This window comes from Shewanella insulae, from assembly GCF_009831655.1.
Lineage (GTDB): Bacteria > Pseudomonadota > Gammaproteobacteria > Enterobacterales > Shewanellaceae > Shewanella > Shewanella insulae.
In genome coordinates, this window is record NZ_WRPA01000008.1 from 26,079 (window position 1) to 45,589 (window position 19,511).

A 19,511-nucleotide genomic window follows, 5' to 3' on the forward strand; every position below is an offset into this window, starting at 1 on the left:
CTTTTTTTTGCGGTAACGTAAGCAACAGGATAAGCAAGCCAGGAATTAGGGAGAGCAGATGGCGAAGCAGATTAGTTTTGGTACCCCAGTCAACGACGCCGAGCGCTGGGCATTTGCCATGCTGGCCGACGAGTTGCCTGACAACTACATCTTGCTGACCAATGTGGAGATCCCCACCAAGTCGGGACAGGCGATGGAGGTCGATGCACTGGTGATCGGTGAGTGGGGCGTCTATGTGGTCGATGTGAAGGGCTATATCGGCCGCCTGGACGCCGGTCTGCATGCCTGGTCGCTCGATGGCCGTCAGGTAGATAACAGCCTGGCCAAGGCCAACTATGTGGCCCGTGTGCTGGCGGGCAACGTCAAACACAAGATCCCCGTGGGCGTCTATGCCCCCTGGTGCCAGGGGATGGTGTTCGTCACCGGGCGAAAAGGCGAGGAGATTGAGCTTGAGAAACAGCAGGGCTCTTTGAGCATCTATACCCCGAGTCAGATCGTTGCCGCGCTGACTAAGGAGTGGGGTCTGACGGCGCCGCATAAGCATCAGGTGACCGACAAGCAGAAACAGATGGTGCTTGAGACCATAGGCCAGGTAGCTCTGGTTGAGCAGCGCAACAATAAGATCCAGGATTTCGTTAAGCTCAAGTGTCTCTTCATCCAGAGCGGCCTCGAGGTGTGGCAGGCGGAGTACAGCCCCGGCGGTTGGACGGCGCCCTGGCTGCTCAAGGTATTAGTGCCGACTCAGTTTGAGAACAGCGATGAGTCACTGCAATATGAGCTGCGTCTGCGCGACGAGTTTAAGCGCTTGCAGACTCTGGCGGGCTGTAGCGGCGTGCCGCAATGCGCGCCGCTTATTCAAGATGGTGAGCAGTTGGTGTTGCCGATCAGAATGCCACGGGGCGTACCGCTGGATGTGCTCGAACACGAGCAGTTAACCACCTATCAGCTACTGGAGATCCTGCGCCGCGCCGTCTCTGGCCTGCAGCAGATCCATCGCCGAGGAGTCACGGTTGGCGGCTGGCAGAGTAACTGTCTGTTCGTCTCGGATCTCGGCGATGTCGAGTTTATCGATATCAAGGACAACCTCAATGCCAGCCAAGATATCGCCGCCTTCGCCGCCAGTTTTCTTTCATTGGCGGAGCAGACTCGTCAACCGAGGATCTATCAATGGTTTCGCCAGGCCGCCAGTGGAGGTACCACAGATCTGGACATGATCCGCTGTGATATCGCGGCATTGATCGACAACGGCGTCTGCGACACCCTGCCGGAGAGGATCGAGATCGCCAGCGGCGCCATTATCGATCATCACTATCAGCTGGAGCAGTTCATCGCCGCCACAGAGCACAGCCAGTTCTGGCGCGCGCGCCATCTTCAGGGCAATTATCCCTGCGGCGTCTCCATCTATGCCAAGGTGGAGACCGACTGGCTGATGCTCAGCAGCCTCTATCGCAGCCTGTCGAAACTCTATCACCCCCATGTGGAGCAGGTGCTGAATTTCGGTCAACTGCCCCAGAGCGATGAACTGTTTATCAGCCGCGCCTGGGAGCGCGGCGTGTCGCTGGATGAGCTAAGGGATATTCAACTTGGGCAACCGGCAACCTGGTTTACTCAGTTATTGTCGGCGCTGCAGTATCTGCATCAGATGGATATCTATCACGGGGCCATCTGTCCGAAAAACATCATCTGCAGCGACGATAAGGCCGTACTGGTGAACTTCGGCATAGGGCTGGATATCGCCACCAGTCATTACGCTCGCCGTTACGCCGACCCTCAGCTCTGGGCCGCCGAAGGGGAGGCGGAGAAGGACCTCTACGGTCTGGTGGCAAGCTTTATCGCCACCCTGACGCCGGTCAAACTCCAGGGGGATGGCGGTCAGGCCGGGATCATCAAGGCGCTGCACGCCTTCGACCGGGAGTGGTTTGGTGAGAAGACCTTCGATACCTGCCTCAAGGTGCTCAACTTCGAGTTCGATGTGGGTCAGGGCGTTAACTATCTCGAGGCCTTCGACGCGAGCGATCTGCTCGAGTAAGTTCTAGCTTAGATCGTCGCTTTGGTGGCGGTATGGAGCAAAGATCTCCAGCAGCCAGTCGATAAAGGCCTGGACCTTGAGTGGTCGCTCACTTTGCTTTGACGGCGGTAGATTAGGCGTCAACACATAGTAGGCGTAGGGGCTAGTAAATTGGGTCGCTAAGGGGATCACCAGGCTGCCCTCTGCCAGCTCCTTTTCGATGAAGAAGCGGGGGATCAACGCCAGTCCCATGCCACTGACCGCCGCCTGACTTAGCATGTAAAAGTGCTCCATCCCCAACATCTTGTCTGTGGTCAGCTTAAGTCCCACCTTCTCGGCCCACAGTGGCCAGAGCTCGGGGCGGGTGGTGTGCTTCAGTAGCGTCTGGCGGTTGATAGCTTGAAGGCTGTCTATCTGCTCGGCAAGCTGCGGCGCGCAGACCAGGCAGAGATCTTCATCCATTAGCTTAAGCACATGGCAATGGGTCGGGCGCACCGTGGCGCTACGAATGGCCACATCATACTTATCCCGTTTGAAATCCACCTGAAAGTCGCCGATGGAGAGATCCACATAGAGGTGGGGATGGCGGGCCTTAAATTCCTCTAGTCTCGGGATCAACCAGTTGATGGTGAGGCTGGGCAGGACGTTGATCGACAGTGCCTGCGCGATAGCCGGTTGTGACCTTAGCTCCTCTGTGGCCTGGCTGATGCTTTGCAGTGCACTGCTGATATGGCGCAGGTAACGCTCGCCCTCAGGCGTGAGACTGAGCTGTCTATGCTGGCGGGTGAACAGGCTGACATCTAAGTAAGACTCTAGTGTTTTTATCTGCTTACTGATGGCGCCATGGGTGACAAAGAGTTCGTTCCCGGCGCGGGTAAAGCTTAGATGCCTTGCCGCCGATTCGAAGGCGCGTAGCGCATTGAGGGGTGGGAGTGTCAGTTGATTCATGATTTATCTGTGAGTTTATTTCACGCTAAGGCGAGGATAACTCCTTTGCCAAATGGATGCAAAGCGCGTTTAATAGCCGCCAATTGTGAATGAACCTTTAAAGAGTCGCTATGTCCCTCGAACTAAGTTACGAACTGATGGCACTGCTGTTTGCCGTGGCCGCCCTGGCCGGTTTTATCGATGCCATCGCCGGAGGCGGCGGCCTGATCACCATTCCCGCACTCATGTGGGCCGGCCTGCCACCCACGGCGGCGCTGGCGACCAACAAACTACAGGCCTGTGGTGGCAGTTTCTTCGCCAGTTTCTATTTCGTACGTAAGGGGATGGTAGATCTCAACAAGATGAAGTTGGCCATCTGCTGCGCCTTTCTGGGCGCGGCGCTAGGAACGGTTGCGGTGCAGTTGATCGATACCAGCGTGTTAAAGCTGCTGCTGCCTTTCTTAATTCTGGCGATAGGTTGCTATTTCTTGTTTTCAAAGTCCATCAGCGAAGAGGATAAGCATCAGGTGATGTCGCCAACCCTCTTCGGTCTTACGGCCGCCTTAGGCGTGGGATTCTACGATGGCTTCTTCGGTCCGGGCACCGGCAGTTTCTTCGCGCTGGCTTTCGTGTCGCTTGCTGGATACGGGCTGGCGAAGGCGACGGCTCATGCTAAGGTGCTCAATTTCTCCACTAACATCGCCTCGCTGATCTTCTTCGCCCTAGGCGGCAAGGTACTCTGGCTGCTGGGCGGCATCATGCTGCTCGGTCAGGCCATAGGCGCTACCTTAGGTTCTCGTATGGTGGTGACCAAGGGCAGTAAGATCATCCGCCCCTTGGTGGTGACCATGTCGATCGCCATGAGCGGCAAGTTACTGCTGGAGCATTATCTCTAGGGAAGGGGACTCAGCATGAGCGTTAGGTCTAGGCAATTGGGTTAGGCGAAAGCGTTTCGAAACTGATTGCTGTGTATTTCACCGGGCTTTTGTGTAGAATGGCTGCAAGGTTAGTTTAATCTCATTACATTTCAGTAACATGCAAAGCCAGGGAAGTTAGGATGGCCTTTAGCCAGAACAGGATTGTTTGTACGGCATTGACGCTCTGTTTGAGTCTGTTCGCGTCGCAGAGCCATAGCTGGGAGGCGAACAGTTGGAAGGCGAATAGCTCGGAAATAGCTAGCCGGGAAATAGTTAGCCGGGAAACAGCTAGTCGGGAAACGGACACCCGCCCCCAAGAATATCAAGTCACTATGAGTACCCTCTACGCCCATGGTGACAGCCAGCAAGTCGGCGCACGGGCCCGGGCGCTCATCAAGTATCAAGTAGATTCTGCATCGAGTAACGCTGAGACAGCCAGTCTGTCGGTCACCCCGACTATGCTGCAGTATCAAGACCCTGCCTATCGACTCAATATCAATAGCTTCGATGATGCTGGCCGCGGCGCGGCGCTGGCCAAGATAGTGCGCCAGGGCGTGCAATTAATCGGTGATGGCAAGGAAGTCGCTACCAGCCAAAGTCTGGCGCGTTTCAAGGCCCAGGATGAGTGGGAAGCTTATCTGGCTAAGCAGGGAAAAGAGGCAAGGAGGGCGCTGGCACCGCTGAAATCCCTGTTCACGCTCAATCCGCTCATCCCCTTGGCTCAACGAGCAGATAATGCGCCTAGGGTGGGCGACATGCTAAGGCTTGGTGACTTCTTTCAAACTGGCGCCAGTGAGTTAGCCCCCTGGCGAATTACGGCCGTCGAGGGGCAAGGTGTCACGGCGAGTCTCGAGCAGAGCAGTGTGCAACAAGAGATCGAATTTAGACGCTTCGGCCAGTTGAGGTTCGATAGCGAGACTGGTTGGCTCGACAGCCTCTTGTTGGTGGAGCGACAACAAAAAGGCGACAGGAGGCAGACGCGTCGCTGGCTGCTGGCGCCGAAATCGACTCTCTATGTGAGCGACATGCTATGGCAGGATGAGGGCGACTCGATCGATGACCTTGAGCACGACTTGTATGAGATCCCTACCTTGCCCATGACGCCGGATGATAGAGACGCTTCTATCTCTATGATGGAGCCAGACCAAGGGATCATGTCAGCCGGATGGGGGAGCGATGATATCGAGCTGCGCTATATTCATGGTCTAGTCGCGGGAGATTACGCCACTTCGGTCGAGTACCAAAATATCGAGCTTATCGACTGGCAGGGCAGAGTGATCGACTTGCCCTTGTGGCGTCACAGTGCCCGCGGAGCCAGCGCCATGGGGGGCGTGGTCAGCTCAGGGGTTAATCTGCTGCCTGTCGGTTGGGGAGAAAGCAGGGCAAATCTGGAGGAGCTCTATCAGATCCGCGCCGAGCTGAGTTTTACCCCGGTACGCACTTACACTGAGCAAGTATCCTGGCAGAAGCTGCTGAAACAGCCTTATCACTTCGGCGAGGCGAGGCTAACGCTTACCTCTCTTAGCGAACCCGGCCGTTATCGCCTGGCCGTGTCTAACGGCGGGGTCAACAGCCTGTCGCCTGATCTTAACGGCCTAAACGGCAAGTTGGGGTTTGAAACGCCAAAAGGTCTGGGGCCTAAATGGTTGTCTCTTACAGAGCAGCTGCTGCTCGGTGAGCTATTTTTTCGTGAGCAGGCTTCCCGCGAGCAGGCCTCGCAGGTCTATATCTTGCAGTTAGCTGAGATGCCTGAATCACTCTCAATCTTCCATGGCGAGCAGTTAAGAGATAAGACGACTACTAAAGCGATCACCTTGGTGACTCAGTCGGATTATGAGGCGAACCTCGCCAATCCACCGCTAACGCCTGCCTCAAGTGGCATAGCTGACAGCAATGCATCTGCAAAGTCCGAAGAGAAATGGCAGTTCACCGAGCCATCGACTGTCTCACGCACTGGGAACGATCTGTACATTCCCATGCCGACGGCCCTAGCCCAGGTGTGTCGGCCCCGGATAGATAAGGGGTTTAACGAGGGGGGGAAGCCGGTTCAGTGGCGCCTCATCGATAACGGTCAGGGGCAGAGCGCCTTCGTGCTGGCTAGCCTGGACGGCCGTCGGCGCTATTTCTACGACAAGAGTATCCAAGGCAGCATTCATTGTCAGGGCCGTCCCCAATGGCAGAAGGTTGGGAAGGGCGATAAACGCCGCCCCTGGCTGGTGGATCTGACTCCTTGGCTAAAGACCTTAGACAAGCGCAAGGCCCAGGTAAACCGCCTGTATCGAGAGCTTTCAATCACAGACGCCTTTGGCCATCGCCTGTCGCCGCGTTTGCCTAAGGACGCCGAGGGGCAGGGCCTAGAGAAGGCCTTGGTCGAGGGACGTTACCTTAGCGTCGATGGCGCGGCCAGTAGCGCCGCATATTTAGCCATCGGTGATGAGCCGCTGACTACCCCCTATCAATTCACGTTTAAGCCATTGCCCTAGGAGATAAGGTTGCAGCGTATCTTACTGTTTCTGCTGTTCTTGTGTGCAAGCTTAGCTGTGTGCCAAGGGGTGAGTTTCGCGGCGAACTCGCGTGCCGCCGAGGCAGTTATCTGGCTCGATAAGGACTGGCAACCGACCGAGAGGAAGAGCGAGGCCGAGTTTTACCTCAAGGGGCCGCTCGAGCCTTTGACCGGCTCTTTTCAGGGGCCTTTTCGTTTCGAGCCCTATTATCTCGGCTCCAAGCTCAAGCAATTTAGTGGCGCCCTAAGCAGTGACCGCCTGGGTGATGAGGGGACTCATCCCGTGGGGTCTTATCGCTTCTTTGCAAGCGACGGCAGCTTGGTTGAGCAGGGCGAGTTTAATGAGCTGGGCCAGCGCCAAGGCCTGGTCAAGATTTACGATGATGGAAAGCTTAGCTGCGACTGCCGATTCGATAAGGGAGTGAGAGAGGGGCCGCAGAAAGAGTATTACCCCGCAGGTGAGCTTAAGCGTGAGTCTGTCTATCATCAGGGCGAACCCGTGCAGCAGGAGACTGTCTATACGCCGACCGGGGAAACGGTGCGGGTGCTTTGTCATACCGGGCAGTGCAGTGACCGCTTCTATAACCAGCAGGGGCAGCTGACCATGGAAAGCCAGAAGCGCGATGGGCGTAAGCATGGCACCGAAACCTTCTGGCAGGATGGCAAGGTGGAGGTGACCCAGGACTATCGTGATGGCAAGGAGGAAGGCGATTATTTTGCCTATTTTCCAGCGGGTCAGATCAAGCAACATCATAGATGGAAAAAGGGTATCAAGACGGGCGAGCAGCTGCGCTACTTCGAAGATGGTCGCCTGGCCAAACGCGAAATCCTCGATGAGCGTGGCCGCACCCTGAGCTTGGTCGAGTATCGCGACAACGGCGAACGCTATCTGGAGGCGGAGTATCGCTACCTCGCCGACGGTGACCGCCAAGAGGTGAGACGCTTCTATCAAAAAGATGTCTTGGTCAAACAGATAGAAAGGCACAAGCTGAGGCAGTGGCGTCTGGTGACTCAATATCATCAGGGCGAGACGATAGGCCGCGAGGAGACTCTGGCAGGCAGGCTAACCGGATTAAAAATTGAGGCCAAGCTTGGTGGTAACCATAAGGTTAACGGTAGCAATAGGCAGGGCGGTAACAGTCGCCTTAGCCATCACAATACAACAGGCCGTCAAGAGAGGCTCGCCTGGATAGAGAAGATTCACTATCTCGATGGTGTAAAGCATGGCCCCGCCGAGAAACGTAGCGGCGATGGCAGGCTTATCTATCAGGGAGAATATGTCCAAGGTAAGCAGGTGGGTGACTGGCAGATGCAGAGCCGCGAGATGCGCACCCAATGTCACTATAACCGCCATGGCCGACTCGATGGCGAGTATCTCTCCCTGGGGGAGGCGGGTCAGGTGTTGGAGCGCATCCATTATCGCGACGGCGAGCTCACCGGAAAGTATGAGCGTTACTATAGTGACGGCGAGGTCTATGCGCGCGGTCAGTATGTCAACGGTCAACGTGACGGCGATTGGATAGTGCCGCCGAGCGAGGATAATTATTCGCCGCGCCCAGTGGCTCGGCGCGAGTTCTGGCGAGGTCGATTTCGGGCGGGCAAGCAGGTGGGGAACTGGCTGCGACTCAGCGCCGAGGGTTATCGGCTGGCGATTGCAAGCTTTGATGGGCAGGGGCGTCTGCATGGCGCTCAGTATGCGTTTTATGACGATGGTGCCCTGCGCCAGCGTAGCGAATACCGCCACGGTGAGCCTAGCACACCGGAGCAAAGCTGGCCCTATCGCACTCAGCATGAGCTGATCTTCCGGCGATAGGCGCCATAGCGTCAAGGCGGCGCTCAGCCTTTACTCAGTAGAAAATGCTTTTTGGAAACGTTTTTAGGTACATATTGTTAGGGATAAGGGAAGCTCATATGCATTCTATTCGCGCTAATTCTGGGTTGTTGGCTGGGATCGGCCTGGGCGCGTCTACTTTTATCGTTTGCCCTGCGGAGGCGAGTCAGAATCTTTCCAGCCTGATGGTGGAGATCCGCCAGCAGGAGGGGATCGCCACCTACTACAATCTGGCCACCGGTATGGCGCTGAACGGCCAGGTGACCCTAGTGCGAGACGATCAGGGCTATACCCTGGGGGAATTTTCCCAAGGCGTGGCCAATGGTCGCTGGCAGGTCTATCTGCCCAACAATCAGAAGTTGGTGGACGGCGAGTATGTGGGCGGCTTGCAATCGGGGCGCTGGCAGCTGTTTAGCCCAAGTGGCGAACTAAGTGAGGAGCAGTTCTATCTCAACGGCGTGCCAAGCGGCGAATGGGCCGAATATGATGACTTGGGTAACCTGTATCAGAAAACGGTTTATGAGGCTGGGGCGAAGACCCAGGTGCTGCGCTATTTCGCCAGCGGCAAGCTTAAGGCCAAAGAGACCTATGTGGATAATCTGCGCCACGGGATTTGGGAAACCTACCACGCCAACGGCGTGCTGGCTGAGCGCCAGCAGTATGCCAACAATCAGTTGTCGGGCCCTTATCTTGCGCAAAATAGCGAGGGGCAGGTGATAGAGACTGGCACACTAGATGCCAACGGCAAGCGTCAGGGACGCTGGCAGACGTTCTATGATGATGGTACGCCCGAGCGCGATGAGCATTACGCCGCCGGTCGCCTCCACGGCGAGAGGCTGAGCTACTACCCCAATGGCCAGTTATCGTTGCAGGGGCAATACAGTGAAGGCCTACGTCAGGGCACTCTGGTGCATTTTAGCGATACGGGCGTTAAGCTCGAGGAGGAAAATTACCTCGACGGTGAACATGACGGCATACAGCGCTATTTTAATCGCGCCGGCATCTTGGTGAGTGAGCTTAATTATAAGGCGGGCCTGCAGGCTGGTGTGCAGAAGACCTATTTTGACGACGGTAACCCCAAGAAGGTGATTCGTTATCACGATGAGACTTTGGCCGACAATGGGCAGTATCCCTTGCATGGCCTTCAGGAGCGATTCGACCCGGCGGGTAACCTGGTAGCCACCGAGCATTACGATTTGGGGCTTAAAGATGGCACCTTCGAGCACTATCGCCGAGGCAAGTTGCAGCGTCAGGAGCAGTGGCGTCAGGGGGCGCGTCATGGGGAGTTCATCGCCTATTACGATAACGGCAAGCTACGTAGCCTGGATCAGTATCAGGACAATCGCCAGACAGGCAAGGCCGAGCGCTATTTCGACGATGGCACTGTCAAGGAGCGCGGGACCCGCATCAATGGGCAATGGGTGGGCAAGTATGAATCTTTCTATGAGACGGGCAAGCCCAGAGAGCTTATTCACTATAGAGATGAGAAGATCGCAGGCCGTAGCCGCTATCCGCTCCATGGCAAGTTTTCTCGCTGGTATGCCAACGGCGATCTTAACGAGGAAGGCGAGTATAAAAATGGCGAGAAACAGGGAGCCTGGCGTCAATATCGTCGGGGCATAGTGAGCCGGGAGATGAACTTCGAGGCGGGCAAGCTAAACGGGCCTTACCGCGAGTTTGATAATGGCCGGCGCCGGGTGACCGGCAGTTACCAGGCAGATCGTAAAGAGGGTAAGTGGACCGAGTATCGCTATCAGGAGAAGGACCCCAGCTTCGGGCCGATTCCCGAGGGTAACATCTATCGTGTTAGCCACTACCATGAGGACAAACTCGAGGGCGAGCGGGCATATTACAGCTTCAAGCAGGTGCGTTATCGCAGCGAGCAGTATCAGGCGGGAGAGCTCAGTGGCCACTTCAGCGAGTATTATCCGAGCAATGGTCAACTCAAGCGCGAGGGCAAGATGCTCAAGGGCAGCCAGGAGGGCCTGTGGCAAAGCTGGTTTGAGGATGGTGTGCTATCGGAAAGCGCCGAATATCTAGCCGGTAAGCTTAACGGTGAGTACGCCAAATATTACCCTAATGGCCAGTTAAAGGTGCTTGCCCACTACCAGAGAGACAAGCTTAACGGCGAGCAGTTGAGCTATTTTCAAACCGGCAAGCCTAAGGCCAAGGAGCTCTGGCTCGACGGTCAGCGCGAAGGCGAGGCCAGCTATTTTCATGCTAACGGCAAGCAGGCCGAGCAGGGGGCATTTCTGCGCTCATGCAAGGAAGGGTTGTGGCGCGCCTACTGGCCTAACGGCGAGCTGCGCAGTGAAGGAAGTTATATTGCAGATCGCGAGGCCGGTGATTGGGCCTTCTACGACCAATTTGGCAAGCTGATCAAGACGGAGCATCATTAGATGAGGAGGGGAGATACGTGCCATTTATCCGAAGGAAGATGGAACTAATCAATTCGAGCGAAGCAGGAAGAAATTGGAGCTGGGATAAGATGAAGCCAGGCGTCAAGCTTATCTCTACGGCATTCTTGGCCTTCTTGCTGTTACCCGGCTGCCATAATGCGCCTCAGCTGCCGGTGGATGAACAGGAACTCACATCTATCGATTGCAGCAAGCAGCAGGTCTATGGCATCTGGGTCGAGACCGATTGTCTCACAGGCTATCGCGGTAAGCCCTTTAGCGGCATAGCGACTCGGGGCGAGCCTGCGCGTTATTTTAGCGCCAATCAGTACCTAGAGGGTAAACGTCATGGATTTAGCTTCTCGGCCGAGGGGAGTCGTATCCTGTCCCACAGTTGGTATCGCCAGGGGATAAGAGAGGGTGAACACCTAGATTATCATGGGCAAAGCCAGCGGCCGAAACGTCAGGCCATCTATAAGAATGGTGAGGAACAGGCCGTCGCCCTGTTCGATGAGACTGGCATCATAGAAAGTTATCGCCGCCTGGAGGGCGGTAAGACTGTCGAGTCGATCACCTATGAGCAGGGACGCCCCTGGACGCATCTCTTCTTTCAGGATGGCGAGCAGCGTGAGCGCCTGCGTCACTATTTCCCTGACGGCAGCTTGGCCAGCGATGCCCTGTTTCGTAAACAGGATCTTAAGCGGCTCAGCGAGATCACCTTCTATGCCAGCGGTAAGGTAAAGACGCGTTATGCCTATGATAGGGAGAGCAACCTGGCGTCGCTGCAGACCTACTGGCCAAACGGTCGACGCCAGTCGCAGCAGCAATATGGTTTCGATCCGCTTATCGTGCGCCACGGTGAGCAGCGCAGTTTCTGTCAGGCTAACGGCGCGCTGGAAGAGCTCGGCCATTATGAGATGGGCGTCGAGCAGGGACGATTCGAGTCGTATCACTGCAATGGCCAGCTGATGACAGCCAAGGAGTTTCGACAGGGTGTCATGGTGGATACAGAGGTGAAGACCTTCGATGAATCGGGCAACTTGATAAAGCGTGAACGTTTCGACGGCCAGGGGAAATTACTCGAGGCGTTTTACTTTAACGCTGCGGGCCAGCAGATCTATCACGAGCGCCTTTGATCCAGGTCCAACATTGATCTGGGCCCTACTTTGATCTAAGCCCTACTTTGTTATCTCAGGGAAAGGTAATATAGCCGTCTCATTTTTCGTCAGATTCTATGCGAGACTTTAATTCACGTGACGCGTAAGCCAGATAGCACCACTGCCATGTTGCAGCTTATAGATCAGGTCAGGCAGGCGATGCCGCTTAATGAGCCCGAAACCTTTGTCTGTGGCCCAAAGGGATCCTGCATAGGTTGCCCTAAGAAGTTACTCGAGCTGGTCGACACCGAGATAGGCTATTGGGAAAGCGCCATCGAGCAGGGAGAAACACCACTATTAGGAGAGGTGAGCCGCTTCGCCAAGCTGTGCCGCAACGTACATCGCGGCCTAGCCCGCAGCGGTATCCTGGAGAGGTATCAGACAAAGCAGGCTGGCGAGTCTGATACAGACTCCGCCTGACTCTTGCCTCGGCGATAATATCGTTACGCTTGCCTTGCCATGGTTGCTGCGGTTAAGTGCCAGTTTTCTTTCATGCCATTTTTCTTGGCGCTATAGCCAAAGGTTCTATCCAATTGACCTCACGGGGGTTTAAATTGAACTCAATCGCCCCGAGATAGATAGGGAAGCTATCAGGCTCCCACAGGCAAGGCCAGAATGAGTGAGGGGCACAAACGAATAAGATAAAGGAAGCAGTATGTCTGAAACCTATATTCCCCCAAGAGTGTGGACCATGGACAGCGAAAATGGCGGTACCTGGGCCAGTATCAATCGTCCCTATGCGGGCGCCCGACATGAGGCACAACTGCCCCAGGGTGAGCATGACCTGCAGCTCTATTCCCTGGCGACACCCAATGGTCAGAAGGTCACCATCATGCTCGAGGAGTTACTCGCCCTCGGCGCGGACGCCGAGTATGACGCACATCTTATCCAGATAGGTGAGGGCGAGCAGTTCTCCAGCGGTTTCGTGGCGGTCAACCCTAACTCTAAGATCCCCGCCTTGCTGGATAAGTCGGGCGAGGTTAACGTATTCGAGTCGGGCGCTATCTTGCTCTACCTGGCGGAGAAGTTTGGCCACTTCCTGCCAGAGAAAGGCCCTGAGCGTACTCAGGTGCTTAACTGGCTCTTCTGGTTGCAGGGCTCGGCGCCTTATCTCGGTGGCGGCTTCGGCCATTTCTATGCCTATGCACCGGAAAAGTTTGAGTATCCCATCAATCGCTTCTCCATGGAGGTAAAGCGTCAGCTGGACCTGCTGGACAAGCAGCTGGCCGAGCATACTTATATCGCCGGGGACAACTACTCCATCGCCGACATGGCGATCTGGCCTTGGTATGGCAATCTGGTACTGGGTCATGCCTATGACGCCGCTGAGTTCCTCGATGTCGACAGCTATGTGCATCTCAAGCGCTGGGCCGAGCAGATCGCTGCGCGGGACGCGGTGAAGCGCGGTCGCATAGTCAATCGCACCTGGGGCAAGCCATGGGAGCTGTTGGCCGAGCGCCACAGCGGCGCCGATATCGACGCCGTGCTGGCCATGACGCCTGAGAAGTAACGCACACGCTTGATAATATGAGCTAGCAATACTGGAAAGGCCCACCGCTTAAGGTGGGTCTTTTTTTACCTTTTCTATCTGTTTATCTTTTGCCTTTTTATCTATTTTGCCTAGGAATAGACAGAGTACTAGCGCCTGTTGAGCTTGCGCGTTCATTTCTGCAGCTTTCTGCATCGATTTTGTACAAGGAAGAGCGATTGCTGTGTATGTACTAGATCAACGAGCAATAACGCGGTAGAAAAGTGATACAGATACAGGCCTGCATTGCCTAATGGGGTGACATTTCTTACTATAGCCAGCAATGGCTTCGCTCCTATCCTCCTCATTTTTAAACGAGAAAAGATGAAATTTATCCATACCTCAGACTGGCATATCGGCCGTCAGCTGCATAATCAGAGCCTGCTCGACGACCAGCGCCATGTGCTCGATCAGATAGTCTCCCTGGCTAAGACCTATGAGGTCGACGCCCTGATTGTCGCCGGTGATATCTATGATAGATCCGTGCCGCCGGCCAACGCGGTGGCCCTGCTCGATGAGGTGCTCAACGAATTTATCGCCCTTGGGATCGACGTCATCATGATCGCCGGTAACCATGATGGCCATGAAAGGCTGGGGTTTGCCGCACGCCAGATGCAGGCCAGCGGTCTGCATATCATAGGCCCCTTGGCGCCCAAGGTGAGCCCCATTAGATTAAGCTCAGGCAGCGGTGATGCCATCTTCTATCCGCTGCCCTATGCCGAGCCTGCCACCGTCAGGCAGATACTCGATTGCGAGGCCAGCAGCCATGAGGCGGCGATGGTCGAGCTGCTTAAGCAGGTGCACGAGCACGACAGTCAGGGATTGCCTAAGGTGGTGATAGGTCACTGCTTCCTCGATGGCGGCAGCGAGTCGGATTCGGAGCGGCCACTGAGTATCGGCGGGGCGGACAAGATCTCGCCCAAACATTTCCAGCCCTTCGCGTACACGGCGCTCGGCCATCTTCATGGTCCCCAATACAAGGGGGCGGAGCAGGTGCGCTATTCGGGTTCCATCCTCAAATATTCCTTTAGTGAGCAGCATCAGCATAAGTCGGTGACCCTTGTGGAATTGAATTCGGGCAGCCCGGCGAGCATGACGCTACTGCCACTCAGCCCTCTGCGAGACGTGCGCATCATAGAGGGGGCGCTCGATGACTTGCTAAAGCAGGGTGTGAAAGATCCCGGCCGAGAGGACTATCTGATGGTGCGCCTGCTCGACAAGCACGCCATCTTGGATGCCATGGGCAAGCTCAGGAGCGTCTACCCCAACGTACTGCATCTGGAGCGCACCGGCCTGATGGCCAATAACGAGCAGCTGGCCATCGCCTCGGATCACATCAAGAAGGGTGAGCTTGAGATGTTTAAAGATTTCTTCACACAGGTCTCTGGCGACCCGCTCAATGAGGCGCAGCTTGAGCTGCTCACCCAGACCCTGGATGAGCTACACAAAGGGGAGGCGGAGCGATGAGACCACTGCGACTGACCATGACCGCCTTCGGGCCCTTCGCCGATGAGCAGACCATAGATTTTGCCGCGCTTGGTAGCAACCCGCTGTTTCTGATCAACGGCCCCACTGGCGCGGGTAAGACGACGATTCTCGACGCCATCTGTTTCGCCCTCTATGGCAAGACCACGGGGGATGAGCGCGAAGGCACTCAGATGCGCTGCGACATGGCCGATGAGCAAAGGCTGACTCAGGTCAGTTTCGAGTTTGAACTGGGGGCGATCCGTTACCTGATTCGCCGTGTGCCCGAGCAGCCCAGAGCCAAGAAGAGTGGTGACGGGGTAACGCTGCAAAAGAGCGAGGCCCAGCTGTCTCGCTTCGACACGGATGGCTGCGAGACCCTGCTGGTGGCGGCCAAGGTGTCTGATGCCACCGCGCAGATAGAGCAGTTAACAGGCCTGGATGTGGATCAGTTCCGTCAGGTCATGGTGCTGCCCCAGGGCAAGTTTCGTGAGCTCTTGATGGCCGACTCCAAGGCCAGAGAGAAGATCTTCAGCCAGCTGTTTCAGACCCACATCTACCGCCGCATCGAGGAGAGGCTCAAACAGCAGGCAGCCGGTATTCGCCGCGACGTCGAGGCGATGCGTAATCGCCGCGGCGGTATCCTGGAAGGCGCTTCGCTTGAGAGCGACCAGTCGCTGGCGGACGAGCTAGAGAGTATCGCGCCCGAGTTGGCACTTGCCCAGACACAAAAGCAGCAGAGCGAGCAGAGCCTGCTGGCGGCTAATCAGCATCTGGACAAGGGATTGAAGTTACAGGGCGATTTTAATCGCTTGCAGCAATTACAGAGCGAGGGTGAAGCCTTGAAGGCCCGTCAGGTCGAGGCGAACCAGTGGCAGCAGAGATTGCAGGCGGCGGGCCGGGCAAATAATCTGAGTCCCCTGTACCGGGCGATGCAGTCACGCCTCGGCGAGCAACAAAGCGCCACCCGGCATCTAGAGATGTGCCAGCAGACCCAAGCAAGTGCCGAGCAGGCATTAGTGCAGAGCAGGCATGCATTTGATCGGCTGGGTGAGCTTGAGCAAGAGCAATTGAGCCAGCAGCAGCGCCTGGCTCAGCTAGAGGCCTTGACCCCTCAGCTTGAGCAGCTGAACTTGCTGAGTCAGAAGCTTACGGATGGTCAGGCCAAGATGCAGGCGGCCGAGGCCAGTGGTAAGCGCAGTGCCAAGCAGCTGGAACTGCTGAATCTGGACCGCCAGGAGATGGTGAGTCGTCGTGAGAGCCTAAAACGTGACGCCGAGCCGCAGCTGGCGTTGCAACAATCCCTGAGTGACGGCCGGGCACAGCTCAAGGTATTTGAGCGCTGGCAGCAGCAAGGGTTGGAGATAGCGGCCCTCGAGCAGAAATTAAAGGTGGCTAAGGCCGCTGGCAGTGAGCTGGCCGAAAAACACAAGCAGGCAATCGATGCCCATAAGCGTCTGGAGCTTAGCTGGCATCGCGGTCAGGCGGCGCGCCTGGCGGCCGAGTTATCGCCGGGCGAGCCTTGTCCTGTCTGCGGCAGTCTGGAACATCCAGAGCCCGCCATGGGCGAGTTTGACCTGCCGAGTGATGAGGCGCTGGCCCAGGCCAAGCAGTTAGAGAGCGAGGCGCTTAATCAGCTGCATCAGGCCAGAAGCGATTATAAGTTGCTCCAGCAATCTCTTTCGAGCCAGCAGCTAAGTGCGGCTCAGCTACAAGAGGAGCTTGGTGAGGCGGCAGGCTTGTCGCTCGAGGAGCATCAGGCGCGACTCGCCGAACTTAGCGACGGATTTGAGCGGGCCAAGGCAGCGCAGCAGTCACTTGCCCAGTTAGAGACTCAGCTTGAGCGCAGCGAGCGCCAGGGACGAGAGCTACAAACCGCGCTGGATGAGGCGCGCGCCCACTACGGCAAACTGGCCGAGCAGCTGGCCAGCGATAAGGGACAGTATCAGCAGATAAGCGCGGCCATTCCACAAGGCTTTAGCGATGCGGCCGCGGTGAGTGCCGCTATTGCCGATCTTACCAAGACGATCTCCGAGCTTAAGTCGCGCCAGCAAGCGGTGAGGGCGGCCCACGCCAAGGCGGAGCAGGACAACGCGGCGGCCAAGGCCTCGCTGGAGGCGGCGAGCCGTCGTCTTGGTGAGGTGAATGCCCTTGTCGAGCAGGAGACCTTGAGTTTCCAACAGGCGCTATCGACTTCGGAATTTGAAAATCTTGCCGCCTTCGAACAGGCCTGCCTGACCGAGGCCGAGCAGGCCGAGCTAACAGGTAAGATAAAGGCGTTCGAGCAGGCGCTTATCACTCATCAGGCCAACTTGTCTCAGCTCAAAGAGGCGTTAGCTGGTTGTGATGCGCCGGATATTAGCGCGCTCGAGCAGCAAAAAATGGACGCCGAACAGATGATGCAGCAGGCACTGGCTCAGTGGCAGAAGGTGAGCGCCAGGGCGACTCAGCTCAGCCAGACCCAGGAGCAGCTCAAGGCGCTGGATCTCAAGGCTGGCGCCCTCGAGGAGCAGTACGGCGTGGTTGGCACCCTGGCCGATGTGGCTAACGGCAACACGGGCAACAAGATTAGCCTGCAGCGCTTCGTGCTGAGCGTGTTGCTGGACGATGTCTTGCTTGAAGCCAGCCACAGGTTGCAGTTGATGAGTAAGGGGCGCTATCGCCTGCTGCGCAAGGAGGAGCGGGCCAAGGGTAACAAGGCCTCTGGCCTGGAGCTGGAGGTGGAAGATGCCTACACCGCCAAGGTGCGCTCTGTGGCGACCCTGAGCGGCGGCGAAAGTTTTATGGCGGCACTGTCTATGGCCCTGGGATTGTCGGATGTGGTGCAGGCCTATGCCGGCGGCATCAAGCTCGATACCCTGTTTATCGACGAGGGGTTCGGCAGCCTAGATCAGGACTCTCTCGAGCTGGCCATCAGAACCTTGATGGATCTGCAATCTGCGGGTCGCATGGTGGGGGTGATCTCCCACGTGACCGAGATGAAGGAGCAGATTGGTAGTCGTATCGATATCCTCAAGAGCGCCGAGGGCAGCGAGATTAAATTAGTTTTACCTTAGGCTAGATTTCAAGAGTGCTGATATCAGTGGGATTTTCAGCACCTTTTTAGATTTTTTGTCTGTTTGGTGGCCGAAAACCTCTGTTTATTCCATTAAATTGTGTTGTCGATCGGTTTGTAAATGCCGTTATTTTTGATATAACTTGGCATCAGCCCCATGTTTTATGGGGTTTTGGGGTCTAATGATAAGCATAATAATGAAAAATGAGGCACAGGTTGCGCGCAGGTAAAATTTCTTTTTTGAGCATGTCTCAATCCCGTATCACGGCGTTACCCACGCCCCATAAGAAGATATTGTTGGCGGCGGGCCTGGTATTGGGCGCGGCGTTGCTTTGGCCTAGCCAAAAACAGACTCTGCCACAGCGCATTCCGGTGGCACTTGATATTGAGTCTCTGGTGACTAATCTGCAGATGAGCGACGAAGGGGCTGAAACCCTGTCTCATCCCGATTTTGTTAAGACCATAGTATCCGGTGATACCCTAAGCGGACTGTTTGTCGAGGCTAATGTGGATCAGCAGACCATGTATAAGGTGTTAGAGGCGGATCTGAATATCCTGGCCCTCGATACCCTCAAGCCCGGCAACATCATACGTTTCTGGCTCGATGACACGGGTCAGCTGGATAAGCTCGAACTCTACTTCAATGCGGCGCGCCAGGTGGTGTTTAGCCGTTATCAGGAGGGGGGATTCAGTGTCGATGAGATCAATGTCGAGGGGATCTGGCAGGACAGAGCCTTAAGCGGTGAGATCCATGGTTCCTTCTATTTGTCGGCCCAGCGTATCGGCCTGAATGCCGGTGAGATCCAGCGCATCGAGACCCTGTTGAAAGAGAAGCTTAATTTTGCCCGGGATCTGCGCGCGGGCGACAGGTTTTCTGTGCTTAAGAGCGATCAATATATCGAAGGCGAGGTGACAGGTAACAGCGATATTCTCGCCGTCACCATCCAGCGCGGCCGCAGCACCATCAATGCCTATCAGAACAGCGACGGCAACTTCTATGACGATCAGGGCCGCAGCTTGGCAAGGGCATTTCAGCGTATTCCGCTGGCAAAGAACTACCGCATCAGCTCGCGCTTTAATCGCCATCGTCATCATCCGGTCACAGGTCGCACCGCGCCCCATAACGGTACCGACTTTGCGACGCCAATTGGCACTAAGATAATTGCCCCAGGCGATGGCATAGTCTCTTTGGTGACCGACCATAGATATGCGGGTAAGTATGTGGTGATCGATCACGGCAACAAGTACCGTACCCGCTATCTGCATCTCTCCAAGGCCTTGGTGCACAAGGGGCAGCGGGTGTCCCGAGGTCAGGTGATCGCCCTGTCGGGCAAGACGGGCCGCATCACAGGACCACATCTGCACTATGAGTTTCATATCAATGGCCGCCCAGTGGATCCTATGAAGGCGAACATCCCTATGGCGAGTAAGCTGTCGAAGAAGCAGATGGGCGAGTTTGCCAAGCTGGTAAAGGTGCGTCAGATGATGATGGGCCAGAGTTAATACCAATCGTAGTAAATAACTGATCATTCTAGCTTGTTAAAACATTCGATAACTACGTTACTATTTTTGATTGTAGAATAACTACTTATCGAAAAATACTGCCTTGTTCTCGAACGTTTTTCCTGCGCTATTTCTGATCACTTACTTACCGTGATTGGTATAATACCGATTGATATAACTGCTTATCGAATATAGAGAAAACGCCACATGATGTGGCGTTTT

The 19,511-nt window shown here is 55.8% G+C and carries 12 protein-coding genes; 11 read left to right on the forward strand and 1 reads right to left on the reverse strand.

Annotation, left to right across the window (positions count from 1 at the left end; all coding sequences use genetic code 11):
* The first annotated feature begins 58 nt into the window (after positions 1–58).
* Positions 59–2,029 (forward strand): NERD domain-containing protein kinase family protein, encoded by a 1,971-nt coding sequence (locus GNT65_RS10205; RefSeq protein WP_160795854.1) that lies wholly within the window; start codon positions 59–61, stop codon positions 2,027–2,029.
* 3 nt (positions 2,030–2,032) lie between these two features.
* On the opposite strand, the gene gcvA is transcribed toward GNT65_RS10205, so the two are convergent.
* Positions 2,033–2,956 carry a transcriptional regulator GcvA gene (gene gcvA / locus GNT65_RS10210; RefSeq protein WP_160795856.1) on the reverse strand — a complete coding sequence of 308 codons (924 nt, stop codon included), beginning with the start codon at positions 2,954–2,956 and terminating at the stop codon, positions 2,033–2,035.
* A 110-nt stretch (positions 2,957–3,066) separates the two neighbouring features.
* On the opposite strand from gcvA, the gene GNT65_RS10215 reads away from it, so the two are divergent.
* The 10 genes from GNT65_RS10215 to GNT65_RS10260 all read left to right on the forward strand — a co-directional run bounded on the left by GNT65_RS10215 (position 3,067) and on the right by GNT65_RS10260 (position 19,289).
* Positions 3,067–3,831 carry a TSUP family transporter gene (locus tag GNT65_RS10215; RefSeq protein ID WP_160795858.1) on the forward strand — a complete coding sequence of 255 codons (765 nt, stop codon included), beginning with the start codon at positions 3,067–3,069 and terminating at the stop codon, positions 3,829–3,831.
* 353 nt (positions 3,832–4,184) lie between these two features.
* Complete coding sequence (locus GNT65_RS10220) at positions 4,185–6,335, forward strand: hypothetical protein (protein WP_160795860.1); 2,151 nt, start codon at positions 4,185–4,187, stop codon at positions 6,333–6,335.
* Between the two features lie 9 nt (positions 6,336–6,344).
* Positions 6,345–8,168 (forward strand): toxin-antitoxin system YwqK family antitoxin, encoded by a 1,824-nt coding sequence (locus GNT65_RS10225; protein WP_160795862.1) that lies wholly within the window; start codon positions 6,345–6,347, stop codon positions 8,166–8,168.
* A gap of 98 nt (positions 8,169–8,266) precedes the next feature.
* Positions 8,267–10,585, forward strand: coding sequence for a toxin-antitoxin system YwqK family antitoxin (locus tag GNT65_RS10230; protein ID WP_160795864.1), 2,319 nt, complete (start codon positions 8,267–8,269; stop codon positions 10,583–10,585).
* A gap of 38 nt (positions 10,586–10,623) precedes the next feature.
* The gene (locus GNT65_RS10235; protein ID WP_160795866.1) at positions 10,624–11,718 is read left to right on the forward strand and encodes a toxin-antitoxin system YwqK family antitoxin; all 1,095 of its coding nucleotides are present in this window, start codon (positions 10,624–10,626) and stop codon (positions 11,716–11,718) included.
* 147 nt (positions 11,719–11,865) lie between these two features.
* On the forward strand, positions 11,866–12,159 hold the full coding sequence (locus GNT65_RS10240) for a hypothetical protein (RefSeq protein ID WP_160795868.1): 294 nt from the start codon (positions 11,866–11,868) through the stop codon (positions 12,157–12,159).
* A 235-nt stretch (positions 12,160–12,394) separates the two neighbouring features.
* Positions 12,395–13,249: a glutathione-dependent disulfide-bond oxidoreductase gene (gene yghU / locus GNT65_RS10245; RefSeq protein WP_160795870.1), complete on the forward strand. Its 855-nt coding sequence runs from the start codon at positions 12,395–12,397 to the stop codon at positions 13,247–13,249.
* Positions 13,250–13,591: 342 nt separating this feature from the next.
* Complete coding sequence (locus GNT65_RS10250; protein ID WP_160795872.1) at positions 13,592–14,734, forward strand: exonuclease SbcCD subunit D; 1,143 nt, start codon at positions 13,592–13,594, stop codon at positions 14,732–14,734.
* Positions 14,731–17,787, forward strand: a complete 3,057-nt coding sequence (locus tag GNT65_RS10255; protein ID WP_160795874.1) for an AAA family ATPase — start codon at positions 14,731–14,733, stop codon at positions 17,785–17,787. Before GNT65_RS10250 ends, GNT65_RS10255 begins: the two co-directional genes overlap by 4 nt.
* 245 nt (positions 17,788–18,032) lie before the next feature.
* A complete protein-coding gene (locus GNT65_RS10260; RefSeq protein ID WP_160796100.1) occupies positions 18,033–19,289 on the forward strand; it encodes a peptidoglycan DD-metalloendopeptidase family protein in 1,257 nt (418 codons plus the stop codon).
* Positions 19,290–19,511 lie beyond the last annotated feature (222 nt).